The sequence below is a fragment of the Streptomyces sp. NPDC088254 genome, assembly GCF_044740925.1.
In the GTDB taxonomy this organism is placed as follows: domain Bacteria; phylum Actinomycetota; class Actinomycetes; order Streptomycetales; family Streptomycetaceae; genus Streptomyces.
Genome location: NZ_JBIURQ010000008.1, coordinates 1 through 23,897, shown reverse-complemented (window position 1 = coordinate 23,897; position 23,897 = coordinate 1). Strand labels below are relative to the sequence as shown.

The 23,897-nt window shown below is 73.0% G+C and carries 17 protein-coding genes; 11 read left to right on the top strand and 6 right to left on the bottom strand.

The window, feature by feature from the left end; translation table 11 throughout:
• The first annotated feature begins 75 nt into the window (after positions 1-75).
• The 4 genes from ACIOC0_RS23065 to ACIOC0_RS23050 all read left to right on the top strand — a co-directional run bounded on the left by ACIOC0_RS23065 (position 76) and on the right by ACIOC0_RS23050 (position 8,023).
• The gene (locus tag ACIOC0_RS23065; protein WP_402157191.1) at positions 76-783 is read left to right on the top strand and encodes a GntR family transcriptional regulator; all 708 of its coding nucleotides are present in this window, start codon (positions 76-78) and stop codon (positions 781-783) included.
• A gap of 62 nt (positions 784-845) precedes the next feature.
• Positions 846-2,384 carry a hypothetical protein gene (locus tag ACIOC0_RS23060; protein ID WP_402157190.1) on the top strand — a complete coding sequence of 513 codons (1,539 nt, stop codon included), beginning with the start codon at positions 846-848 and terminating at the stop codon, positions 2,382-2,384.
• A 70-nt stretch (positions 2,385-2,454) separates the two neighbouring features.
• On the top strand, positions 2,455-3,333 hold the full coding sequence (locus tag ACIOC0_RS23055) for a hypothetical protein (RefSeq protein WP_402157189.1): 879 nt from the start codon (positions 2,455-2,457) through the stop codon (positions 3,331-3,333).
• A 70-nt stretch (positions 3,334-3,403) separates the two neighbouring features.
• Positions 3,404-8,023 (top strand): hypothetical protein, encoded by a 4,620-nt coding sequence (locus ACIOC0_RS23050; protein ID WP_402157187.1) that lies wholly within the window; start codon positions 3,404-3,406, stop codon positions 8,021-8,023.
• A gap of 11 nt (positions 8,024-8,034) precedes the next feature.
• Here the strand turns inward: ACIOC0_RS23050 and ACIOC0_RS23045 are convergent, their stop codons facing one another.
• Complete coding sequence (locus tag ACIOC0_RS23045; RefSeq protein WP_402157186.1) at positions 8,035-8,565, bottom strand: hypothetical protein; 531 nt, start codon at positions 8,563-8,565, stop codon at positions 8,035-8,037.
• 422 nt (positions 8,566-8,987) lie between these two features.
• Between ACIOC0_RS23045 and ACIOC0_RS23040 the strand changes: the two genes are divergently transcribed.
• Genes ACIOC0_RS23040 through ACIOC0_RS23025 form a run of 4 tightly spaced genes read left to right on the top strand, consistent with a single transcriptional unit; the run spans position 8,988 to position 13,244 of the window.
• The gene (locus tag ACIOC0_RS23040; protein WP_402157184.1) at positions 8,988-11,777 is read left to right on the top strand and encodes a nitrate- and nitrite sensing domain-containing protein; all 2,790 of its coding nucleotides are present in this window, start codon (positions 8,988-8,990) and stop codon (positions 11,775-11,777) included.
• A complete protein-coding gene (locus tag ACIOC0_RS23035; RefSeq protein ID WP_402157182.1) occupies positions 11,774-12,205 on the top strand; it encodes a roadblock/LC7 domain-containing protein in 432 nt (143 codons plus the stop codon). The genes ACIOC0_RS23040 and ACIOC0_RS23035 overlap by 4 nt, the downstream gene beginning before the upstream one ends.
• A 9-nt stretch (positions 12,206-12,214) precedes the next feature.
• Positions 12,215-12,610 (top strand): DUF742 domain-containing protein, encoded by a 396-nt coding sequence (locus ACIOC0_RS23030; protein WP_402157180.1) that lies wholly within the window; start codon positions 12,215-12,217, stop codon positions 12,608-12,610.
• A gap of 25 nt (positions 12,611-12,635) precedes the next feature.
• Positions 12,636-13,244, top strand: a complete 609-nt coding sequence (locus tag ACIOC0_RS23025; RefSeq protein WP_402157178.1) for a GTP-binding protein — start codon at positions 12,636-12,638, stop codon at positions 13,242-13,244.
• Positions 13,245-13,290: 46 nt separating this feature from the next.
• Here ACIOC0_RS23025 and ACIOC0_RS23020 read toward each other — a convergent pair whose 3' ends face one another.
• Both ACIOC0_RS23020 and ACIOC0_RS23015 read right to left on the bottom strand, forming a co-directional pair.
• Positions 13,291-14,481 carry a lipid-transfer protein gene (locus ACIOC0_RS23020; RefSeq protein WP_402157177.1) on the bottom strand — a complete coding sequence of 397 codons (1,191 nt, stop codon included), beginning with the start codon at positions 14,479-14,481 and terminating at the stop codon, positions 13,291-13,293.
• Entirely contained in the window at positions 14,478-14,903 is a 426-nt protein-coding gene (locus ACIOC0_RS23015) for a Zn-ribbon domain-containing OB-fold protein (protein ID WP_402157657.1), read from the bottom strand. Before ACIOC0_RS23015 ends, ACIOC0_RS23020 begins: the two co-directional genes overlap by 4 nt.
• A gap of 183 nt (positions 14,904-15,086) precedes the next feature.
• Between ACIOC0_RS23015 and ACIOC0_RS23010 the strand changes: the two genes are divergently transcribed.
• Positions 15,087-15,623 carry an NUDIX domain-containing protein gene (locus ACIOC0_RS23010; RefSeq protein ID WP_402157175.1) on the top strand — a complete coding sequence of 179 codons (537 nt, stop codon included), beginning with the start codon at positions 15,087-15,089 and terminating at the stop codon, positions 15,621-15,623.
• Positions 15,624-15,641: 18 nt separating this feature from the next.
• Here ACIOC0_RS23010 and ACIOC0_RS23005 read toward each other — a convergent pair whose 3' ends face one another.
• Complete coding sequence (locus ACIOC0_RS23005) at positions 15,642-18,014, bottom strand: glycoside hydrolase family 31 protein (RefSeq protein ID WP_402157174.1); 2,373 nt, start codon at positions 18,012-18,014, stop codon at positions 15,642-15,644.
• A gap of 217 nt (positions 18,015-18,231) precedes the next feature.
• Between ACIOC0_RS23005 and ACIOC0_RS23000 the strand changes: the two genes are divergently transcribed.
• Together ACIOC0_RS23000 and ACIOC0_RS22995 are read left to right on the top strand one after the other, a co-directional pair.
• A complete protein-coding gene (locus ACIOC0_RS23000; protein WP_402157172.1) occupies positions 18,232-20,199 on the top strand; it encodes an acetoacetate--CoA ligase in 1,968 nt (655 codons plus the stop codon).
• A gap of 87 nt (positions 20,200-20,286) precedes the next feature.
• A complete protein-coding gene (locus tag ACIOC0_RS22995; protein WP_402157170.1) occupies positions 20,287-21,198 on the top strand; it encodes a hypothetical protein in 912 nt (303 codons plus the stop codon).
• Positions 21,199-21,259: 61 nt separating this feature from the next.
• Here ACIOC0_RS22995 and ptsP read toward each other — a convergent pair whose 3' ends face one another.
• Together ptsP and ACIOC0_RS22985 are read right to left on the bottom strand one after the other, a co-directional pair.
• Complete coding sequence (gene ptsP / locus ACIOC0_RS22990) at positions 21,260-22,930, bottom strand: phosphoenolpyruvate--protein phosphotransferase (protein WP_402157168.1); 1,671 nt, start codon at positions 22,928-22,930, stop codon at positions 21,260-21,262.
• Between the two features lie 102 nt (positions 22,931-23,032).
• Complete coding sequence (locus ACIOC0_RS22985) at positions 23,033-23,482, bottom strand: PTS glucose transporter subunit IIA (protein WP_402157167.1); 450 nt, start codon at positions 23,480-23,482, stop codon at positions 23,033-23,035.
• Between the last annotated feature and the right edge of the window lie 415 nt (positions 23,483-23,897).

Below are 23,897 nucleotides of genomic sequence, written 5' to 3'. Positions count from 1 at the left end.
GAAACTAGAGGATCGTTCAACGATTCTTCAATACCCCTGTTGTTCCGCTCTCTCCCCTGCGATTGAATTCCGGGCATGGCAGAGCAGCTGGCGGGACTGGCCGACGACCGCGCCCTCCTGGGCCGCACCAGCACGGCCGAGCGGGTCGCGGACATCCTCAGGAGCCGCATCGCCGAGGGCTACTTCCCGCCCGGTACCCGGCTGTCCGAGGACAGCATCGGCGGCGCGCTCGGCGTCTCCCGCAACACGCTGCGCGAGGCGTTCCGCCTGCTCACCCATGAACGCCTCCTCGTCCACGAGCTCAACCGGGGCGTGTTCGTCCGCGTCCTGACCGTGGAGGACGTGGAGGACATCTACCGCACGCGCGCCCTCGTCGAGTGCGCCGTCGTGCGCGGTCTCGGGGAGCCGCCGTACAGGCTGGACCGCCTGAGGGCGGCCGTCACCGAGGGGGACGTCGCGGCCGCCGGGAACGACTGGAAAGAGCTGGGCACCGCCAACATCCACTTCCATGAGGAACTGGTGGCGCTGGCAGGCAGCGCCCGCACGGACGAACTCATGCGCGGCGTCTTCGCCGAACTACGGCTCGCCTTCCACGTCGTCGACGACCCGCACCGGCTGCACGAGCCGTATCTCGCGCGCAACCGGCAGATCCTCCGGGCGCTCGAATCCGGGGACAGGGGCGCGGCGGAGGAACTGCTCGTGGTCTACCTCCACGACTCGCTGCGGGGGATCGTGGAGGTGTACCGGCGCAGACTGGGCGACGAGGGACGAGCCGCCGGTTGAGCGCCCCTGACGGCAGGCCGTCGTTTGGGTCGTTGTCAGACCGAGGACCTAGTCTGTGCACCGTGACTTCGCCTGCACCGACGGACTCGACGGACCGTGTTCCGCCCCAGCTCAGCGCGGGACCGCGCCCGGCGCCGGGCCCGGCCGCCGACGAGGGGCTGGCGCGGCGGCTGCGCGCGCTCGCCTGCACCGCCCCGATCCACGACCTCGACGCGCGCAAGGCGAACCTGGCCGGCGAGTACTCGGTGTACGGCATGGCGGAGATCGCCCTCGCCGCCATCGACCTCGTCACCCTCAACATGGACTTCGACACCGGCGCCGACCACGACCAGATCGTCGCCCGCCTCGTCCCGCGCGTGGCCGCGCAGGCCCCGCCCCGGCCCACCGAGGAACACGAGCGCGTGGCCCGCTGGGTCCTGGAGAACCTGATCAACGTCGGCAGCGTCGACCGCGGCTTCCGCGCCGTGTACGGCACCTTCACGGCCGATGGCACCTATGTGCGCCGCGACTATGACTTCAAGCTGATCGAAGAGGTCCCCGGCCACGGCGGCGCGGTCTACCTCCGCACGACCGACGAGGCGGTCAACGTCCTGGTCGGCGCCCTCGACACCGACGTCACCAGCGCCCAGATCGCCGCCGAGGTCAAGCTGGAGGTCCTCGTCCGGCGCGGGCGCCTCGCCGACGCCCAGCTCGCCGCCGAACAGGCCCGCTACCGCACCGTGCAGTACTCCGAGACGCTGCGGAGGGCCCTGGAGGCGACCCGGCGCAACGTACGCGCGGTGGACTGGCTCCACACCGTCCCCGACATGATCGCCGAAGCCCTCGACCACGTGGCCGACCGCTACCGCCACGAGAACGCGATCCTCACCAACATCCGCAAGGCCCGTGACGAGATCGAGGACGCCGACAACAAGCGGCGGGCCGCCGAGCTCGTCGACATCGTCAAGGACTGCATCCGGCGGCACACCCAGCTCCAGTCCCGTCTGCTGGAGGCGGGCCCGCTCTTCCGCGCAGAGCAGGACCGGCAGGCCTTCGCCACACCGATGACCTCCTCCGGCACGGACCTCTACGGCCATCTCCTCGCCCCCCTGCTGCCGCTGCCCCTTGAAGAGGCCGTACGCGTCACCGACGCGTTCTTCGCTCGCGGCACGGGACTGCGCACGCCCGCGTCCGTGCGCGTGGGCGACCTGGTCGACCTGCTGCTGACGCCGCCGGTGGAGCGGGAGCACCTGGGCGCCGAGATGCCCGAACCCGACCTCATCGCCACGCCGGACGACAGCCGGTTCAGCGAGGAGCAGCTCGCCGCCGCCAGGGAGCTGCTCGACCTGCCCGCCGACGCGCCGCGCAGACTGTCGGGACTCCTGGCCGAGGCGCGGCGCACCGGCGACCTCGATCTGCCGTACCTGGTCGCACTGTTGGCGGTGCACGCGGCGAGCCCCGCGGTCGGCACCGCCTACCGGCAGGGCGAGGAGAAACTGCTGTTCGCCGTGGACGACGGCACGGAACTCGACGATCCCGAGTTCGGCGGGGCCGACCTGATAGTGGGCACGGCGCTGCTGGACGCGGCGGGCATGGCCGCCGACCGGACGGAAGCGGCATGAGCAGGGCCGAGCCCCCACGCAGGGCCGGGAGCCGTATGGACGAACACCAGCGCAGCAAGGAGCCGAGACCGTGACAGAGCCCGTCGAGTGGAGCGAGACGGAAGCGCCCGCCCCGTCGGCGCCCGCCGCCGTCACCCCCGCCGACGCCGCCGACGCCGCTCGGCTCGTCGCCTTCGGACTGCAGCCCAAGACGCAGCCCGCGCGGGACCAGGAGTACACCGAACTGCTGCGGCGCTACCGGGAGGACCCGGCGTTCGCCCGGCTCGCCGACGCGGTGGCCACCGGGCTCGGCCTCATCGTGCTGGAGGTGTCCCCGCGCGCGGGCATGGCCGTGACCGCGGCCGAGGACTCCGTGTTCGCGGTGCGGATGGGCGACTACGCGCGGCGGACGTCCGCCGACGGCTCGGACCGCTTCCTGCACGGGCTCGCCCATCTAGCGGTCGCCGCGATGGCTTTCCCCCGGCCCGAGGATCTCGCCGACGACGGCTACATCGGCCGCGTCAGCGTCAACGGCGTCGACGCCTTCGTCCGGCAGGCCTGCGGCCGGCTGGAGGAACGGGCGGCGCAAGCAGGCGAGAACACCGACCCGGCCACCGACGCGCCCGGCCTGGAGGCCGCCTGGCGGATCTGGGTGCGGCGCAGCGCCACCGGCGCCACCAAGGACGCCCGCCGGCTGGCCGGTTCGACGACCGGGATCGTCGGCAAGGCCGTCGCCTTCCTCACCGACTCCGGGTTCCTCCAGCGCACCGGCGACGACAACGGCGGCACGTACCGCACCACCGCCCGCTACCAGCTCCAGGTGCGGGACATGGCCGGGAGCGCGGCCCTGGCCGAGCTGCTGGAGCTGGGCGTCGTCCCGATCACCGACGGCTCGCCGACGCTGCTGCCCGCCGAGGAGAGCGACGACCTGGAGCTGGTGGCCGACGCCGGACTGCCGTTCCACTCCTGAAGCACCCTGGCCCCGAAACCCGGTGGCCCGCCCCCCCCACCGATCTGCCGAAGACCTACGAGAGTCCGCCATGTACGAGCTGTCCCGCGTCCGCCTCTACTCCATCGGGCCCGCAGGTGCGCGCTACGCCGACACCGTGCTCGACCTGAGGGGCGTGGGCGACGTCGTGCCCGAACCCGCCCCGACCCAGGCGGAGTTCTTCGAGGAGGAGCCCGTCGGGCCGCCCCGCCGGCCCGCACCCGCCGGCGTGCTCTTCCTGGAGAACGGCGGCGGCAAGTCCGTCCTGCTCAAGCTGATCTTCTCGGTGATGCTCCCGGGCCACCGCAACACCCTCGGCGGCGCCAGCTCCGGCGTGCTGCGCAAGTTCCTGCTCGCCGACGACTGCGGGCACGTCGCGCTGGAGTGGCAGCACGTGCTGACCGGCGAGTGCGTCGTCGTCGGCAAGGTGAGCGAGTGGCGCGGCCGCCAGGTGTCCAACGACCCGCGCAAGTTCGCGGAGGCCTGGTACTCCTTCCGGCCCGGCCCCGGACTCACCCTGGACAACCTGCCCGTCGCCGAGTCCACCGCAGTACGCCCGTCCGTCGAGGGGCAGTCGGGGGCGCAGGGACGCCGACGCACCATGAAGGGGTTCCGGGACGCCCTCACCGACGCCGGCAAGGCGTACCCGCACCTGGAGGTGCACTGGGAGGAGATCCACGACCGGTGGATCGAACACCTCGGCGACCTCGGCCTCGACCCCGAACTCTTCCGCTACCAGCGGGAGATGAACGCCGACGAGGGCGAGGCCGCAGGCCTGTTCGCGGTCAAGAAGGACTCCGACTTCACCGACCTGCTGCTGCGGGCGGTCACCGACACCCGCGACACCGACGGTCTCGCCGACCTCGTCAGCGGCTTCGGCAACAAACTCGGCCGGCGCGCCGAACTGATCGCCGAACGGGACTTCACCGCCGGCTCGGTGGACCTCCTCGGGCGGATCGTCGAAGCCGCCGACACGCGGACACGCGCGCGTGACGTCCACACCGGCGCCGAACGGCGCACCCGCACCCTGGCACGGCGACTGTCCGCGCGGGGCGTACGGGAGCGGACGCGCGCCGCCGACCTCGCCCAGCGCGTCACCGCAGCCGCCTACGCCGTCACGCACTCCGAGGGCGCCCGCGAGCGCAGCGCCCTGATCGCCGCCCAACTGGCCTACCGGCACGCCTCGTTGGCGCTGGCCGGCGCCGAGAAGTCCGCCGCCGCGCAGAAACGCGAACTCGCCGACGCGCGCACCCTGCACTCCGCCTGGCAGGCCGCCGAGGCCGTCCTGCGCCACCGCGCCGCCGCCGACCGCGTCGCACGCGTGTCCGCCGCGATCCAGGAGGCCGAACGCGACGCCGCCCCCGCCCTCGCCGCCCGCGCCCGCGCCGCCGTCGACCTGGTCCGCGCCCTGCACGCCGCCGCCGAGAGCGCCGAAACCCTCGCCAACGAGGAGGAGGAGCGCTCCGCCGCCCTCCAGGAAGCCGGCGAGACCGCCTACCGGGACTCCACCTCCGCCGCCACCGAGGCCCAGCGCGCCCGCAGCGAGATCGGGCACCTGCGCCAGCGCCTCACCGAGGTCGAGCAGGAGACCGCCGAAGCCGTGCGCGCCGGCTGGCTGGACGACAGCGCCCCCGACGCCGACCCCGCACGCGCCGCCCTCGCCGCCAGCGACGCCGAGAAGACGACCGTCGCCGCCTGGGACACCGCCCGCGAGGAGGCCCGCAGGACCGCCGAGCACGCGCGCGAGGCCGCCTCCGCCGAGTCCCGCGCCGAACTGACCGCGGCCCGCGCGGCCGACGCCGCCACCGCCGCCCAGCGCTCCCACGACGCCGAACGCCGCCTCGCCGAGGCCCTGGCGGCCGAGGAACGCCTCGCGGAACTGCTGGGCGTCACCGGCGCCACCGAACGCCGCGCCGTCCCGCAGCCGCGGTCGGGCGAGGAGCAGGCCGGCACCGGACTCGCCCCCGAGGACCTGGACCGCTACGCCGACGAACTGCGCGAACTCCTCGACGACGCCGTCTCCTCCGCCGAACGCCAGCTCTTCGACCTGCGCACCGCCGCCGCCGACGACTCCCGCATCCTCGGCGCGCTCGGCGACGGCGGACTGCTGCCGCCCGGCCCCGACGTCCTGGCCACCGTGGAGTTCCTCGGCGAGCACGGCATCCCCGCCCTGCCCGGCTGGCGCTACCTCGCCCAGGCCGTCGACCCCGCCGACCACGCGCGTGTGCTCGCCGCCCGGCCCGAACTGGTCGACGGCGTGATCATCACCGACCCCGCCTCGCACGCCCGCGCGCGCGAGGCGCTCGGCGACGCCGCCCTGCTGCCCCGCTCCGCCGTCGCGGTCGGCACCGCCGCCGCCCTTCTCGCCCCCACCCCCGCGCCCGACGCCGACACCGGCCGCCAGGACGTGTTCCTCGTACCGCCGAACCCGGCCATGCACGACGAGCACGCCGCCGACGAGGAACGGCAGGCGCTGCGCGCCCGGGCCACCGAGCGCGACGAGGAGATCCGCCGGCTCGCCGCCCGGCTCGGCAAGGACCGCGAACTCGCCGCACGCCTCACCTCCTGGCGCACCGGCTGCCCGGCGGGACGGCTCACCGAACTGGCGCGGGCCGCGGAAGAGGCGCGCGCGTTCGCCGAGGAGTCCGAAGCCGAGCTGGCCGAGGCGCGGACCGCGCGTGCGGAGTCCGAGGAGGCCGCCGCCGAGGCCGCGCAGATCCGCGACGAACGCCAGGAAGCCGCGCAGAAGGCCCGACGCGCCGCCGACGCCCTCGCCGGACTCGCCTTCCGGCTGCGCGAACGCGCCGGCTGGCAGGTCAAACTGCGTGAACTCGCCGACGACGCCGCCGAGTCCGAGGCCCGCGCCCAGACGTGCCTGGAGCGCGCCCGCGCCGCCGACGAGGACCGCCGCGCCGCCCAGCGCGCCGCCGACGACGCCCGCCGCACCGCGCGTGCGCTGCGCGCCGAGCGCTCCGAGATCGCCGGCGCCCCCGACGACGTACCGGAGGACGCCGACGGGACGCCCAAGGCGTCCCTGCCCGCCCTGCGCGAGGCCTACCGGGCCGCCTCGCAGCTGTACGAGAAGGTCGGCGTCGGTGCCGACCTGCGCGCCGAGCAGGCCCGCGCGGAGAGCGACGAGAGCGCCGCACGCGCCGAACTGGACCGGCTGAGCAACAAGGTCCGCACGCGCGCGGAGCAGCTGCTCCAGTCGCCCGACGGTTCCGACGGGCCGTCCCGTCAGGCCGCCGCCGCCCGCGCCGAGGAGCTGGTGCAGCTTCTGGAGACCCGTATGTCGACCGCGAGCGAGCAGCTCGGACGGCTGCGCGGCGAGGCCGAGCGGCTCGCCCCCGAGGACGGCGAGGCCCACACCGAGCTGCCCGAGGAGCTCCAGCCGCGCGACGCCGAGCACGCCCAGGCGCTGCTGCGCACCGCGACCGCCGAACTCTCCTCCCGCGTCGAGGCTTTGGACCAGGCCCGCGCGGCGCACGCCGAGCTGCAGGAGGCCCACCGGGCCGCCGAGGACGCGGCAGGCGGCTTCGACGAGATCGCCGCGATGCTGCGCGACCTGCTGCGCGAGCACACCCCCGAGGACGACCAGCAGACGCCGGAGCCCTACCCGGGCACCCTGGAGGAGGCCCGTCACTCCGCCGCCGAGACCCGCCGCTCCCTGCGCGGCTGCGCCGCCGACCTCTCGGCCGCGGAGTCCGCCGTGCGCGAGGCGAGCGACATTCTCGTCCGGCACGCCAACTCCAACCGCTACGAGCAGGTCCGCACCCCCGCCCGGCAGCAGATCCGCGAACTGCCCGCCGCCGCACTGCCGGAGCACGCCAAGAAGTGGGCCGACGCGTTCGCTCCCCGACTGCGCGTCCTCACCGACGAGTTGGAGCAGCTGGAACGCAACCGCGACTCCATCGTGGACCGACTGCGGGGTCTGGTCGAGTCGGCGCTCGCCACGCTCCGCTCCGCCCAGCGGCTGTCCCGGCTGCCCGAGGGGCTCGGCGAGTGGTCCGGCCAGGAGTTCCTGCGCATCCGCTTCGACGAGCCCGACCAGGCCACCCTCGTCGAGCGGCTCGGCGAGGTCATCGACGAGGCGACCCGCGCGGCCGTGAAGAAGAACTCCGACCTGCGGCGCGACGGCATGTCCCTGCTGCTGCGGGGAGTGGCCGCCGCGCTCCAGCCGAAGGGCGTCGCCGTCGAGATCCTCAAGCCGGACGCCGTGCTGCGGGCCGAGCGGGTGCCCGTCGGGCAGATGGGCGACGTCTTCTCCGGCGGCCAGCTGCTCACCGCCGCGATCGCGCTGTACTGCACGATGGCCGCGCTGCGGTCGAACGACCGGGGCCGGGACAAGCACCGGCACGCCGGCACGCTGTTCCTCGACAACCCCATCGGCCGCGCCAACGCGACCTATCTGCTGGAACTCCAGCGAGCCGTCTCCGACGCCCTGGGCGTCCAGCTGCTCTACACCACCGGCCTGTTCGACACGACGGCGCTGGCGGAGTTCCCGCTGGTCATCAGGCTGCGCAACGACGCCGACCTGAGGGCGGGACTCAAGTACATCAGCGTCGAGGAACACCTCCGCCCGGGCCTGCCCCAGCAGCCCCAGGCGGGGGAGGCGGTGCGCAGCGAGATCACCGCGACCCGCATGTACAAGCGGCCCGCCGCCACCGCCTGATCAGGTGCGGCTCAGGGGTGGGACAATTGTCCCGCCCCGCCGCGCCGCGTACGTATCCGCTCCTGACCCCGCTCGGTGCGCGCGGCGGCCCGCGCCTGTCGGCGCGCACGCCGGCGCTCCTGGCGCAGCGCCCGCGCGGTGCTGCTCGGCGCCGACACCACGCCGTAGCGCTGGATCCACACCTGCCGGGTCACCCAGACGTCAAGCGCGCCCCATGTCGCCACCACCGTGCTCACCACGCTGCTGATCACCATGGGGAAGGCCAGCCAGGATCCGGCCAAGGTGCACAGGAAGGCGACCATCGCCTGGAACAGCGTCACAGCGATGATGATCACCGCCCGTACGGCGGCCGTACGGACCGGGTCGGGAAGACGACGCCGACGCGCCGGTTCCTCGACCCACAACGGCCGGTGGACGGGCCGCTCCCGCTGCTCGGCTCTCACGCCACCGCCGTCCGCTCTCCCCCCGCCGCTCCCCGCCCGCACAGAAGCACCGGACCGCGCCGTGTCCTCGATCGCCGTGCGCCTCTCCGCCGTGCCCATCACCGTGTCACTCCCCACCGCCGGCAGACAGCTTGCCCCGGCCCGAAAAGACCGGCTCCCCAGTTGGCTGCCCGGCTTGCGCTCTTTTACGCCGCCCAGGTACGGCGTGCGGCTCGTGTGGCCGGTTCCGCCCCCTGATCATTAGGACGAAGAACACGCGGCGAAGATTCCCTCGGTTCGGAAAAATTCTGGCCAACCCGTCCGCCGTGCCCGCTGGTTCCCGCATCGGCCTGGCACCGGGCCCGTCGACGCCCAACCCCTGTGATACCAGGACAACCCGTCACGCCTCGCCGTCGATACGGACGTTCAGGTTCCGGACACCTCTTCGAGTTAACTGTGTGTCGGTAGTAGGCTCGCGCCGTTTGTTGACGCACGAGCGAACCCCCTGACCGGACCGGTGGGGGTCCGAGCTGGGGGAGGCCATGCGCTTTCGCGGGAAGTCCATCCGCCGGAAGATCGTGGCGCTGCTCCTCGTGCCGCTGCTCTCCCTGACGGCGATCTGGGGCTTCGCCACGGTGCTGACGGGACGTGAGGCGAGCCGCCTGTTCACCGTGTCGCACGTCGTGGAGAAGGTCGGCTACCCGATCGAGGACACCGTCCGCTACGTCCAGCAGGAACGCCGCCAGACCCTCGTCTACCTGGCCGACCCCCGCGCCTCCGACGCGCTCTCGGCGCTCCGGCGCACCCGCAACGCCACCGACCAGGCCCTCGCCGAGATCCGCTCCAACGCCGAGGACGACGGGGTGCGCGACGTCCTCGACCAGGACGACGGCGACGGCCTGACCGCGGTGCTCGACGCCTTCGACGGCATGGCATCCCTGCGCCGCAGCGTCGAGGAGGGCAGCCTCACCCGCGCTCAGGCCCTGGACCTCTACAACCGCCTGATCGACCCCTGCTACGCGCTGCTGGCCAAGCTCGACGTGGTCGACAGCGTGGAGATGGACAAGCAGTACCGGGCCCTCGTCAGCGTCGCCCGCGCCCGCGAACTGCTCTCCCGCGAGGACGCCCTGCTCGGCTCCGCGCTGGTCGTCGGCCGGCTCAGCCGCCAGGAGATCCGCGCCGTCTCCGACCTCGAGGCCCAGCGCGACATCCTCTACGACATCAGCCTCGCCCAGCTGCCCGCCGCGGAACACGCCCGATACGACAGCTTCTGGAAGAACGCCACCACCGCGCCCCTGCGTTCCGCCGAGCAGGCCGTCGTCTCCGCCACGCCGGGCGAGATGCCGCGCGGCGTCACCGCCAAGAGCTGGGACACCGCCGCCGCGGGCGTCCTCGACGAACTCGGCACCCTCGACGAGCAGGCCAGCGACCGGTACCAGGACCGCGTCCGCCCCGTGGCGACCGGGGTCATCGTCAAGGCCGTCATCGCCGGCGTCTTCGGCCTGATCGCCCTGCTGCTCTCCCTCTACCTGTCGGTGCGCATCGGTCGTGGCCACATCCGCGACCTGCGCCAACTGCGGCTGGACGCGCACGACGCGTCCGGCGTGCGCCTGCCCAGCGTGATGCGCCGCCTCTCCGCCGGCGAGCAGGTCGACGTCGAGACCGAGGTCCCGCACCTCGAATACGACAAGAACGAGATCGGCGAGGTCGGCCAGGCCCTCAACACCCTTCAGCGCGCCGCCGTCGAGGCCGCCGTCAAGCAGGCGGAACTGCGCGCCGGCGTCTCCGAGGTGTTCGTCAACCTCGCCCGCCGCAGCCAGGTCCTGCTGCACAAGCAGCTCACCCTGCTCGACACCATGGAGCGCCGCACCGAGGACACCGAGGAACTCGCCGACCTCTTCCGCCTCGACCACCTCACCACCCGGATGCGTCGGCACGCCGAGGGCCTGGTGATCCTCTCCGGCGCCGCACCCTCACGACAGTGGCGCAAGCCCATCCAGCTCATGGACATCGTGCGCGCCGCCGTCGCCGAGGTGGAGGACTACGAACGCATCGAGGTCCGCCGGCTGCCGCGCGTCGCCGTGACCGGCCCGGCCGTCGCCGACCTCACCCACCTCGTGGCCGAACTGCTGGAGAACGCCACGGTCTTCTCCCCGCCGCACACCGCCGTGCAGGTCATGGGCGACCGGGTGGCCAACGGATTCACCCTGGAGATCCACGACCGGGGCCTCGGCATGGCGCCCGAAGCGCTCCTGGAGGCCAACCTCCGGCTCGCCGAGACCCCCGAGTTCGAACTCTCCGACACCGACCGGCTCGGCCTGTTCGTCGTCAGCCGGCTCGCCCAGCGGCAGAACGTCCGGGTCTCCCTCCAGCCCTCCCCGTACGGCGGCACGACCGCCGTGATCTTCATCCCTGACGCGCTGCTCACCGACGACGTCCCCGACACCAACGGCATCGGCTTCCGCCTCGACCGCCCCCGCCCCGCCAAGGAGGCCGAACCCGCGGACGCCCGCCGGGCCGCGCTGTCGCGGACCCCGGTCCAACTGCCGGGCGTGCCCGACGCACTGCTGGACGGCCCCGTCGAACTGGAAGCGCCCGTCGACCTGGACACCCTCCACGGCTTCCCGATCCGCCTGGAGGGCAACGACGCGGAACACAGCGCCTTGTTCGGCCCGCGCCGCTCCCTGCCGGTAGCGGAGGACGGACCGGCCGCCGAGGTACCGGACCAGCGCCGCGGCGCCCCCGGCCCGCAGCCGGCCGGCCCCGGCGAGGGCGCCGTCGCCCCGCTGTCCCTGCCGAACCGCCGGACGCCCAAGCTGGTCAGCTCCCACGGCCGCCCCGTCACCGGCCGGCGCTCCCGGCGCGCGGACGCCGTCGAGGAGTTCCCGAGCGGGCCTGGCGCACGGCGACCGCAGGACGACGCCCCGGCCCCCCTGCCGTCGCGCCGCCGAGGCGCCTCGCCCCAGATCCCCCGGAGCACCGGCCCGGCCGAACACCCCGGCCGTACCGCCGACGAACCGTCCCAGGCTCCCGCCCTTCCCCGGCGGGACCGGCAGCAGACCGCTGCGCCCGACGGCGGCGCCGTCGGCGTCCAGGGAGCCCTGCCGCGCCGCGTACGGCAGGCCAGCCTGGCCCCGCAACTGCGGCAGGGCCCGGCGCCCCGCACCGCTGACCGCACGACGGACCCGGCGGACCGGGACGCCGACGAGGTACGCAGCCGTATGGCCTCGCTCCAGCGGGGCTGGCAGCGCGGCCGCGCAGAGAACGCCGCGGGCGACGAAGCCCACAGCGGCACGGCACCACGAGGAACGACAAAGGGGGACGGTCGATGACCGCACCGAAGGCGACCGGTCACACCACCGGCAACGGCGAACTGAACTGGCTCCTCGACGACCTCGTCGACCGCGTCGGCAGCATCCGCAAGGCCGTCGTGCTCTCCGGCGACGGCCTCGCGACCGGTGTGTCCAAGGACCTGACGCGGGAGGACGGCGAACACCTGGCCGCCGTCGCCTCCGGCTTTCACAGCCTCGCCAAGGGCGTCGGCCGTCACTTCGACGCCGGCGGCGTCCGCCAGACCGTCGTCGAACTCGACGAGGCGTTCCTGTTCGTCACCGCCGCCGGCGACGGCAGCTGCCTCGCCGTCCTCGCGGACGCCGACTCCGACGTGGGACTGGTGGCGTACGAGATGACGCTCCTGGTGAAGCGGGTCGGCGCACATCTGGCGACCGCTCCGCGCACCGATCTGTCCTCGGGCGGGTAGTGGGACGGCATGAGCACAGACGGTCAGGGAAGCAGCCGCTGGTTCGACGACGAGGCCGGGCCGGTCGTCCGCCCGTACGCCATGACGCGCGGGCGCACGACCAGCGCGGTCCAGCACCGCCTCGACCTGATCGCGGTCGTCGTCGCCGAGCCGCACGCCGACGAGGCGGAGGACGACCCTTCACTGTCCCCCGAGCATGTGCACATCGTGGAACTGTGCCAGGAGGCGCCGCAGTCCGTGGCCGAGCTGGCCGCCGGACTCGACCTGCCCATCGGCGTCGTCCGGGTCCTCGTCGGCGACCTCGTGCACGCGGAGCTCGTCCATGTGAACCGCCCCGTGCCCCCGGCCGAACTGCCGGACGAGGGCATCCTCCGCGACGTGATCAACGGCCTCCGGGCACTGTGAACCCCTCGAGCAGGAGAAGCAATCGATGATCCTCGGGCGCTCCGAGCGCGGCAGGCCCCCGGTCGAGCCCGTCACGCTCAAGATCCTTGTCGCCGGCGGCTTCGGCGTGGGCAAGACCACGCTGGTCGGCTCGGTCAGCGAGATCAGACCACTGCGGACGGAGGAGTTCCTCACCGAGGCCGGCCGCCCGGTCGACGACACCACCGGCGTGGAACGCAAGCACACCACCACCGTGGCCATGGACTTCGGCCGTATCACCCTGCGCGAGGACCTCGTGCTCTACCTGTTCGGCACCCCCGGACAGGAGCGGTTCTGGTTCATGTGGGACGAGCTCTCCGAGGGCGCGCTCGGCGCCGTCGTGCTCGCCGACACCCGCCGCCTGGAGGACTGCTTCGCCGCCGTCGACTACTTCGAACGCCGTGACATCCCCTTCATCGTCGGCGTCAACTGCTTCGAGGGCACCGTCCGCCACTCCGTCGAGGACGTACGCAGCGCCCTCGACCTCGAGGACGACGTGCCCGTGCTGCTGTGCGACGCCCGCGAGCGGGAATCGGTCAAGGACATCCTGGTGGGCGTCGTCCAGCACGCCATGGAGTACGGCGCCGACCGCCGCAGCCCCGTCACCACCGCGTAGCCGGCGGCGTCCGCGCGGCGGCGCCCGGCCCTCGAGGCGCCGCCGCTCACCGTACGGCGACCACCGCCGACCCGTGCCCGAACAGACCCTGGTTCGCCGTGATCCCCACGCGCGCGCCGTCGATCTGGCGAGCGCCCGCCTGGCCCCGCAACTGCCAGGTCAGCTCGCAGACCTGGGCGATCGCCTGCGCCGGCACCGCCTCCCCGAAGGAGGCGAGCCCCCCGCTCGGGTTCACCGGTATGCGACCGCCGGGCGCCGTCACGCCCTCCCGCAGCAACTTGGCCCCCTCGCCCTCACCGCACAGCGCGAGGTCCTCGTACCACTGGAGCTCCAGGGCCGTCGACAGGTCGTACACCTCGGCCAGTGACAGGTCCTCGGGTCCGACGCCCGCCTCCTCGTACGCGGCCGCCGCGATCGACCCCCTGAACGACCCGCCGGCCGGGTCCACCGCCGCCGACGAGTCGGTCGCGATGTCCGGCAGGTCGAGCACCGTGCTCGGGTACCGGGGCGTCACCGTGGACACGGCCCGTATCCGCACCGGATCCGCCGAGCCGTGCCGCCGGGCGAACTCCAGGCCGGACAGCACCAGGGCCGCACCGCCGTCCGAGGTCGCGCAGATGTCCAGCAGCCGCAGTGGATCGGCCACCACCGCCGAGGCGGCGACCTCCTCCGCGGTGACCCGCTTGCGGTAGCGCGCGTTCGGATTCAGCGCCCCCATGGCGGCGTTCTTCACCTTGACCTGGGCGAAGTCCTCGGGCGTGTCCCCGTGCACCGCCATCCGCCGGCGCGCGTACAGCCCGAAATACGCCGGATTGGTCGCGCCGAGCACACGGAACCGCAGCCAGTCGGGATCGTCCGGCCGGTCCCCTCCGGCCGGACGGAAGAACCCCTTGGGCGCGGCGTCGGCCCCCACCACGAGCACCGTGTCCGCCAGCCCCGCGAGGATCCGCGTCCGCGCCGCGTCGATCGCCTGCGCCCCCGACGCGCACGCCGCGTACACGCTGGTGACCCTGGCTCCCTGCCAGCCCAGAGCCCTGGCGAACGTCGCGCCCGCCACATACCCCGGATAGCCGCCGCGCACCGTGTCCGCGCCGACGACGGCGTCGACGTCCCGCCAGTCCAGACCTGCGTCGGCGAGCGCCGCGCGGGCCGCCGCCACTCCGTACTCGACGAAGCCGCGGCCCCATTTGCCCCAGGGGTGCATGCCCACGCCGAGCACGGCCACGTCTTCGGTCATTCCCTCACCCCCGTGGGCCGCCACTGCCACGTCGTCCAGGTCGTCCCGTCGTCCTCCCCGAGCACGCCGGGGACGACCTCCACCTCCGCGCCCACCGCCAGATCGGCGACGGTGACCCCGGGAGCCGCCTGTCCCAGCACCACCATCCGCTCGGACTCCAGCTCCACAGCGATCAACGCGTACGGCTCCCACGGAAGTTCCGGATCGCTCACATAGGGTGACGGAGGCCGGTAGCGGCTGTCCGTGTACGACCAGACGCGCCCCCTCCGCGACAGCGGAACCTCCCTCAGCTCCCCGCCCGAGCAGCCGGGATTGCGGCAGAACGTGTCCTCGCGCGGGAAGAACACCGAGCCGCACGCCGAGCACCGCGTTCCCAGGAGCGCGAAGTCCTCGCCCTCCCCGGTGAACCACCCGGCGACCACAGGTATGCGCCTGCGTGCCACAACACCCCCTGCGGGTAGGTAATCTGATGGAACGTCAGAAGTGTGGCACGGCGGACCGGGAACGGACAGCCCCGCCCCGGGGGCCTGTCCGCCGGTGCGCCGAGACCGCCGCCGGCGTCACCCGCGCGCGACGGCGTCCCCCGATCGGATACAGTCCGCCGCGTGTCCGAAACTCAGCACTCCAGTTCCAACTCCCCGCGTGACTCCCACTGTTCGAGCTGTGGAGCGCCCTACGGGGAAGGCGTCACCGGCTGGCCCCGCACCTGCCAGGCCTGCACTCGCGTGGCCTACCGCAACCCCCTGCCGGTCGCCGTCGCCCTCCAGCCCGTGTACGACACCAAGGGCACCGCCCTCGTCGTCGTCACCCGAACCATCGCCCCCGCCGACGGCGGCACCGCCCTGCCCGGCGGTTACATCGACGACCGCGAGGACTGGAAGCACGCGGTCGTCCGGGAACTCAGGGAGGAGACGGGCATCGAAGCCGAGAGCCGCGACGTGCGCCTCGCCGACGCCATGAGCTCACCCGACGGTCACCTCCTGCTTTTCGGCCTGCTGCCGGAACGCCCCGCGGACCGCCTCCCCACACCGGCCGCCACCGACGAGACAGCCGGCTGGCACCTCCTGCGCGGCCCGGAGGAACTGTCCTTCCCCCTGCACACCCTGGCGGCACGCGCGTTCTTCGAGGGCCGCTACATCTAGGGCGCCGCAAGGAGCGCCTCAGGCCAGCCCACGCACGCGTACCGGGTGGGACGGCTCGCACATGCCGTCCCCGCCTGCCCGGCCCTCCCGCTCCACCACGACCCCCCGACCGTCCTCCCAGCGGGCGACGTACCGCTCGATCTCGGGCGCCTCCCAGCCGTCGCCCGCATCCCGCACCACCAGACCGCCGCCCGTCCGTCCCCGGGCCGGCGCCCACACCTCCAGCTCCGTCCCCCCGTCCTCCCCACGCACCGGTATGACGGCCCCCGCGCGCGCGAACACCGGCACGCGCCCGACAGGAGCGTCCACCACCACCCGCCCCGGTCCCGTGTGAGCCGTCCCGGTCGCCGTGTCGTACCAGAGCCCGCGCGGCAGCCGCACCGCCCGCCGCTCCACACCCGGATCGAGCACCGGAGCCACCAGCAGGGAGTCGCCCAGCAAGAACGCGTCCTCACAGTCCCGCAGCGCCCGGTCCTCGGGCGCCCCCCACCACAGGGGACGCACACAGGGCGCCCCCGTACGCCGCGCCAGATGCGCCAGCGTCACGAAGTACGGCAGCAGCCGGCGCCGCTCCGCGAGCACCACACGCGCGTCCTCCAGCACCTCCGCGCCGAACTCCCACGCCTCACCCCCGGCCGGACGGCCGCCCGCACGGGTACGCAACAGAGGCAGGTACGCGCCCAGTTGCAACCACCGCAGATACAGCTCCGCGGACGCAGTCCCCTCGACACCGCCCACATCGGACCCCGCGTACGGCACCCCGCACAACCCGAGCCCCATGACCAGCGACAGCGACGCCCGCAGCCCCGCCCAGCTGCCGGCGACGCCCCCGCACCAGACGCCCCCGTAGCGCTGCAGGCCCACCCAGCCCGACCGTGAGACGACCAACGGCCGCTCCTCGGGCAGCAGCGCCCGCAGCCCCTCGTAGCCTGCCCGGGCCATGCACAGGCCGTAGACGTTGTGCGCCTCCCGATGGTCGCCGCCCCGCCCCTCCAGGGCATGCCGAGCCGACCGCGGCAATGTCGACTCCCCGAACGCGGTCAACGACGTCGGCTCGTTCATGTCGTGCCAGAACCCGGCGAACCCGCGCGCCAGCCGCTCCGCGTACAGCCCGCCCCACCACTCACGCACACGCGCGTGCGTGAAGTCCGGGAACACCGCCTCACCCGGCGACGCCACCCCCTCGACGACTCGCCCCGAGGCGTCCCGCACGAACGCGTCCGCAGCCGCACCCCCGTCATGGACGGCGTCGCCCGCCGCCGCCTGCACCGCGGGACCGACCACCGACACCAGACGGATCCCGTCCCGGCGCAGCTCCTCGGCGAGCACCGGCAGCTTGGGGAAACGCTCCTCGTCGACCGTGAACATCCGCCGCCCGTCGAGGTGGCCCACACCCAGGTGGACCGCGTCGAGCGGCAGCCGGTGCTCCACATGACCCGCCGCCACCCGCCGCACCTCCTGCTCGCCGCCCGAACCCGGCGTCATGTGATGGTGCCCGAACGCCCAGGCCGGCGGCACCGCAGGCGCCCCCGTGAGCGAGGCCCAGGCGAGCAGCACGCGCGCGGGAGTGCCCACCATCACCCAGCAGCGCAACGGCCCGCCGTCCATCCGCAACTCGCACACCCCGGGCCGGTCATGCCCAGAACCGGCCCCCTCCGCGCCCTCCCGCAGCACCACCGTGCCGTCCCACGACGAGTCGTGGAACGCCAGATGGCACGCCGCGTCCGCCACCACCAACTGCACCGGCATCGTGACGTGCAGCGGATCCTGCCCGCGTTCGAACGCGCGACCGGGGTCGGTGTTCCACAGCCGGTACGTGCCCTCACGCAGACGCGGCCCGGACGCCCGGCCGCCCAGCCCGAAGAACCGCGCGTCCGCCGCCACCTCCGACCGCTGCATCCAGCGCCCCGTCCCGCCGTCCACCGGCTCCCACCAGCGCGGCGGCAGATCACGCCGCAACGTCACCCCACCCGGCGTGCACACCTCCACCGCCCCGTGCCGCGACACCACGACCGTCACCCGTTCGGCCACGACCCGCCAGCCGCCGTCCTTGTCCGGCTCCAGCTCCGCCCGGGGATCGGCCTGCGGGCACCCCCCGGCCAGCGCGTACGACGGCTCCGGACCTGCCCCGTCCCAGCCCCAGAACACGGCCCCGTTCACCGCCACATGAATCCGCAGCTCCGAGCGGCTGAACCGGATCGTCCCACCGCCCGGCCCCGGCACCGCCTCCACCACCTGCCCGGGCACCCGCGCCCGCTCGGCGCCCCGTGTCGGCAACCCGTCCGCGTCGGCGCGCCGCCTGCGCAACGCAGCCCGCACGGCGGCCAACCCGTGGGCCGCCCCCACGGAACCGACCGCCTTCATCGAACGCACCAGGTCACGACCGTTCATGCTGCTCACCCTGTCACTGACCGCCCCACGCACGAGCCGCGTTCAACTGCCGTTCACCCGTGCTCAGAGCACATGTTCATGACCGGGACTGTGTGGGGCACACCCTGGTGCAGAAGTCGATCACATGGCATCGTCCGTGTCAGCCCGCGTCACGCGCACACCCCAGCCCGTGCGCGGTCGACGCACACGACGCGCACACAGTCCCGGGAGCCGCCCCATGCCGACCGTGAACCCCGAGCCGCTCTGGCGGCCCGATCCGCAGCGCATCGACGAAGCACAGGTCACCCGCTTCCAGGCCTGGGCCGCCGAGCACCACGGAGCCCCGTCCGAAGGCGGCTACCCGGCCCTGCACCGCTGGTCCGTGGACGAGCTGGAGACCTTCTGGGAAGCAGTCACCCAGTGGTTCGACGTCCGTTTCTCCACCCCGTACACGCGCGTGCTCGGCGACCGCGCCATGCCCGGCGCCCAGTGGTTCCCCGGAGCGACCCTCAACTACGCCGAGCACGCCCTGCGCGCGAGCGCCACCCGAGCGGACGAACCCGCCCTCCTTCATGTCGACGAGACCCACGAACCCCGCCCGGTGACCTGGTCCGAGCTGCGCCGCCAGGTCGGCTCCCTCGCCGCCGAACTGCGCGCCCTCGGCGTCCGCCCCGGCGACCGGATCAGCGGCTACCTCCCCAACATCCCGCAAGCCGTCGTCGCTCTCCTCGCCACGGCGGCCGTCGGCGCCGTCTGGACCTCCTGCGCCCCCGACTTCGGCGCCCGCAGCGTCCTCGACCGCTTCCAGCAGGTCGAACCCGTCGTCCTGTTCACCGTCGACGGCTACCGCTACGGCGGCAAGGAGCACGACCGCCGCGACACCGTCGCCGAACTCCGCCGCGAACTGCCCACCCTGCGCGCCGTCGTCCACATCCCCCTCCTCGGCACCGACGCGCCCGAAGGAGCTCTGGAGTGGTCGGCCCTGACCGCCGGGGACACGGAACCCGTCTTCGAACAGGTGCCCTTCGACCACCCCCTGTGGGTCCTCTACTCCTCCGGCACCACCGGCCTGCCCAAGGCCATCGTCCAGTCCCAGGGCGGCATCCTCGTCGAACACCTCAAGCAACTCGGCCTGCACTGCGACCTCGGCCCCGAGGACCGCTTCTTCTGGTACACCTCCACCGGCTGGATGATGTGGAACTTCCTCGTCTCCGGCCTCCTGACCGGCACCACCGTCGTCCTCTACGACGGCAGCCCCGGCCACCCCGACACCGCCGCCCAGTGGCGCATCGCCGAACGCACACGCGCCACCCTCTACGGCACCTCCGCCGCCTACGTCATGGCCTGCCGCAAAGCCGGAGTCCACCCCGCCCGCGACTTCGACCTCTCCACCGTCCGCTGCGTCGCCACCACCGGCTCCCCCCTCCCGCCCGACGGCTTCCGCTGGCTCCACGACGAGGTCCGGGCCGACCTCTGGATCGCCTCCGTCAGCGGCGGCACGGACGTGTGCTCCTGCTTCGCCGGAGCCGTCCCCACCCTCCCCGTCCACACCGGCGAACTCCAGGCACCCGGCCTCGGCACCGACCTCCAGTCCTGGGACCCCGCCGGCCGGCCCCTCGTCGACGAGGTCGGCGAACTCGTCGTCACCAACCCCATGCCGTCCATGCCCGTCCGCTTCTGGAACGACCCCGACGGCAGCCGCTACCACGACAGCTACTTCGACACCTACCCCGGCGTATGGCGCCACGGCGACTGGATCACCCTCACCTCACGCGGCTCCGTCGTCATCCACGGCCGTTCCGACTCCACCCTCAACCGCCAGGGCGTCCGCATGGGCTCCGCCGACATCTACGAAGCCGTCGAACGACTCCCCGAGATCAAGGAATCCCTGGTCATCGGCATCGAACAACCCGACGGCGGCTACTGGATGCCCCTCTTCGTCCACCTAACCCCCGGCGCCGTCCTCGACGACGCCCTGCTCGACCGCGTCAAGCGGACCATCCGCGAACAGCTCTCCCCACGCCACATCCCCGACGAGATCATCGAGGTCCCCGGCATCCCGCACACCCTCACCGGAAAGCGCATCGAGGTCCCGGTCAAGCGCCTCCTCCAAGGCACCCCGCTCGACAAGGCGGTCAACCCCGGATCCATCGACAACCTCGACCTGCTGCACTTCTACGAGGACCTCGCCCGCAAGCGCGCCTGACCCCCGCGCCCCCGGCGCAGGACCCGTTGTCAGTACCGTCGATTACTGTGAGTGAGCATCGATCGACTGTGCACAACAGGGGGAACCATGGCACACACCGACCGCCAGACCATGCGACGCGTCCTGCGCCGCGAGATCGCCGGCACCATCGGCCTGCTCACCGACGACCACGACTTCCACGCCATGCGGCACTACCGCAGCTTCACCTTCGACGACCACGTCACCTACCTACGAGAAGTGGAGTCCCTCCTCAAAACCCGCGCCCTCCAAGGCATCCACACGACCGTCGCCCTCTTCGACCCCCAGGAGTACGCCGAGTTCTGCGCCATCCAGGGCCTGGACCCCGACGTCCCGGCCCACCGCGGCCTCTTCACCGCGGAACTCGCCACCACCGGGCCCACCCTCCCGTACGAGGGCCAGCCCCTCGCCGACCTCGTCCCCGCCCTTGTCGACGAAGCCGTCCGCCAGGCGACCTGGGAGTACGCGGCAACCCTCCTGGCCCGCCTCGGAACCTGCGCCACCTGCGGCGAGGACCTCGGCCGGACGGCCTTCCAACGGGCCTCCGACCTGCTCGCCCGCATCCTCGACAGCGCGCCGCCGGGCGACCGGCACCTCGTCTGCAGCGTCACCGGGACACCCGAAACCCTCGTCGCCGCACTCCACGCCGACCGGACGACGCAGGGCTCCACCCCGCTCGACGACGCGGAAGCCCTCGAATTCACCACCGTCCTCGCCGTCGGCCTCGCCACCCGCAGCCCCGGCGGCCTCGTCATGCGCACCACCGTCCCAGGCGCCCCCGACCGCGTCTACGGCTGGCGCATGCGCGACAACGGACTCCAGCCCCTGACCGCCGGCGAGGTCTTCGACGCCTACTGCACCGACGCCGAGTCCGGCGACCTCATCGCACCCGAGTCGGGCGTCGACTACTGCGCACCGCCCGACCTCGGCGACCACGAAGACACCGGACGGCAAGGACCGACGCCGGACCACCACCACTGAGACACAGCAGGGGCGCTCCCCCCGAAGGCGGAGCGCCCCTCCTCACCGACGGCCCTGCCTGCTACTCGCCGGACAGCACGGCCTGCGCGGCGGCGCGCGCCTCCTCGGCACTGTCCGCCGCCCGGGCCGCCGACGCGGCCCGCTCGCACTGCGCCACCGTGTACTTCGCCAGCGTCGCCCGCACATACGGAATCGACGCCGCCCCCATGGACAGGGAGGTGACACCCAGACCGGTCAGCACACAGGCCAGCAGCGGATCCGACGCGGCCTCACCGCAGACACCACAGCTCTTGCCCTCGGCCCTGGCCGCCTCAGCTGAAAGCGCCACCAGGTCGAGCAGCGCGGGCTGCCACGGATCCTGCAGCCGGGAGACCGCACCCACCTGCCGGTCCGCGGCGAACGTGTACTGCGCGAGGTCGTTCGTCCCGAGCGACAGGAACTCGACCTCCTGCAGAATCGAACGCGCCCGCAGCGCGGCCGACGGAATCTCCACCATCGCGCCGAACTTCGCCCGCAGCCCCGCCTCACGGCACGCGTCCGCGAACGCCTTGGCGTCAGCACGGTCCGCCACCATGGGAGCCATCACCTCGAGGTAGACGGGCAGCCCCTCGGCAGCCTTCGCCAGCGCCGTCAGCTGCGTCCGCAGCACCTCCGGGTGGTCCAGCAGCGCACGCAGGCCCCGCACGCCCAGCGCCGGGTTCGGCTCGTCCGACGGAGTCAGGAAGTCCAGTGGTTTGTCCGCACCCGCGTCCAGCACGCGCACGACGACCCGGCCCTCAGGGAACGCCTCCAGCACCTGCCGGTAGGCCTCGACCTGCTTCTCCTCGGACGGCGCGTTCTTGCTGTCGTCCAGGAACAGGAACTCGGTGCGGAACAGACCCACACCCTCCGCACCCGCCTCGACGGCGGCCGGCACGTCCGCCGGCCCACCGACGTTCGCCAGCAGCGGCACCTTGTGACCGTCCGCGGTCGCGCCCGGGCCCGTCGACGCCGCGAGCGCGGCCTTGCGCTCCGCCGCCGCGGCCTCCAGTCGCGCCTTATTCTCCGCGCTCGGGTTCACGAAGATCTCACCCGTGCTGCCGTCGACGGCGATCATCGTCCCCTCGGCCAGCTCACCGGCCCCGGGCAGCGCCACCACGGCCGGCACCCCGAGGGCACGGGCCAAGATGGCGCTGTGGCTGGTCGGCCCGCCCTCCTCGGTGACGAAGCCGAGCACCAGCGTCGGGTCCAGCAGAGCGGTGTCCGCCGGCGCCAGGTCCCGGGCGACCAGGACATACGGCTCGTCGCTGTCCGGGACGCCCGGCATCGGCACGCCCAGCAACCGGGCGACGATACGGTTCCGCACGTCATCCAGGTCGGCCACCCGCCCGGCGAGGTACTCCCCGGCGCCGGCGAGCAGCTCCCGATAGGCGGCGAACGCGTCGTAGACGGCACGCTCGGCGGTGCTGCCGACGGCGACGCGCCGGTCCACGTCCGCCATCAGCTCGGGATCCTGAGCCATCATCGCCTGCGCCTCGAGCACGGCCTGGGCCTCACCGCCGGCCAGGTTGCCGCGCGCGATGAGATCGGCGGCCACCGCCTCCACGGCCTTGCGGGCACGCCCCTGTTCGCGCTCCGCGTCCTCCGAGGGGATCTGCTTGGCAGGCGGCTCGAGCACCGCCGTTCCCATGTGCCGTACCTCGCCGATGGCCACACCGTGGCTCACGCCGACGCCTCGCAGCGTTGTCTCCATCTCACCCGTCTCCGATAGTGCGGCGGGTCCCGCCGCGATGGTTGTCCTACGTGGCCGGCGCCGTCATGGGGACGGCCTCGGCGTCAGTGCCGGGAGCCGGCGTCAGTGCCAGGAGAAGAGGACGTCGCCCGTCTTCACGTCGCCGTCCTCACGGAGCTCGGCCAGCGAGCCCGCCGTGGCTTCGAGCGCCACGACCGGGCACACCGCCGACTTGCCGGCCTCCTCGACCGCGGCCGGGTTCCAGCGCACGATGCCCTGCCCACGGGTCACGGTGTCCCCCTTGTTCACAAGGAGTTCGAAGCCCTCGCCGTTGAGCTGCACGGTGTCAATGCCGAGGTGGGTGAGCACACCGTGCCCGTCGGTGTCGACCACGACGAAGGCGTGCGGGTGAAGGGAGACGATGACGCCGTCCACGGGTGCGACAGCCTCGGAAGGCTCGCGCACCGGGTCGATCGCCGTCCCCGGGCCGACCATGGCCCCGGAGAAGACCGGATCCGGCACCGACGCCAGTCCGATGGCGCGTCCTGCCAGAGGGGACGTCACGGTGGTCATGGGAAGCCTCCCAGGGATGGAGATGTACAGGGGCCGTCATTGCCAGACCCGGACGGCGCACTGTCCAGCAGGGTATGTCACATGAACTACCGGTTCCGCATGACAGTGGGACGGTGGTCTAGACCAGTAGCCTACGGGATTTGCCCCCGCTCCGCCGCCCGCTGTACAGTCGTAGACCTGCCTGGGGGTGAGCGACGCCGACGAGCGCGCTCGACCGGGCGGCATCCAACTTGTCAGTGGGATCCATACTTCGGATCATCTTCCGCATGCCTGCGGGAGAGTGGTCAGGGGGCCGGAAAAACCCTGATAGAGTCGGAAACACCGAAGGGAAGCGCCCGGAGGAAAGCCTGAGAGAGTCTCTCGGGTGAGTACAAAGGAAGCGTCCGTTCCTTGAGAACTCAACAGCGTGCCAAAA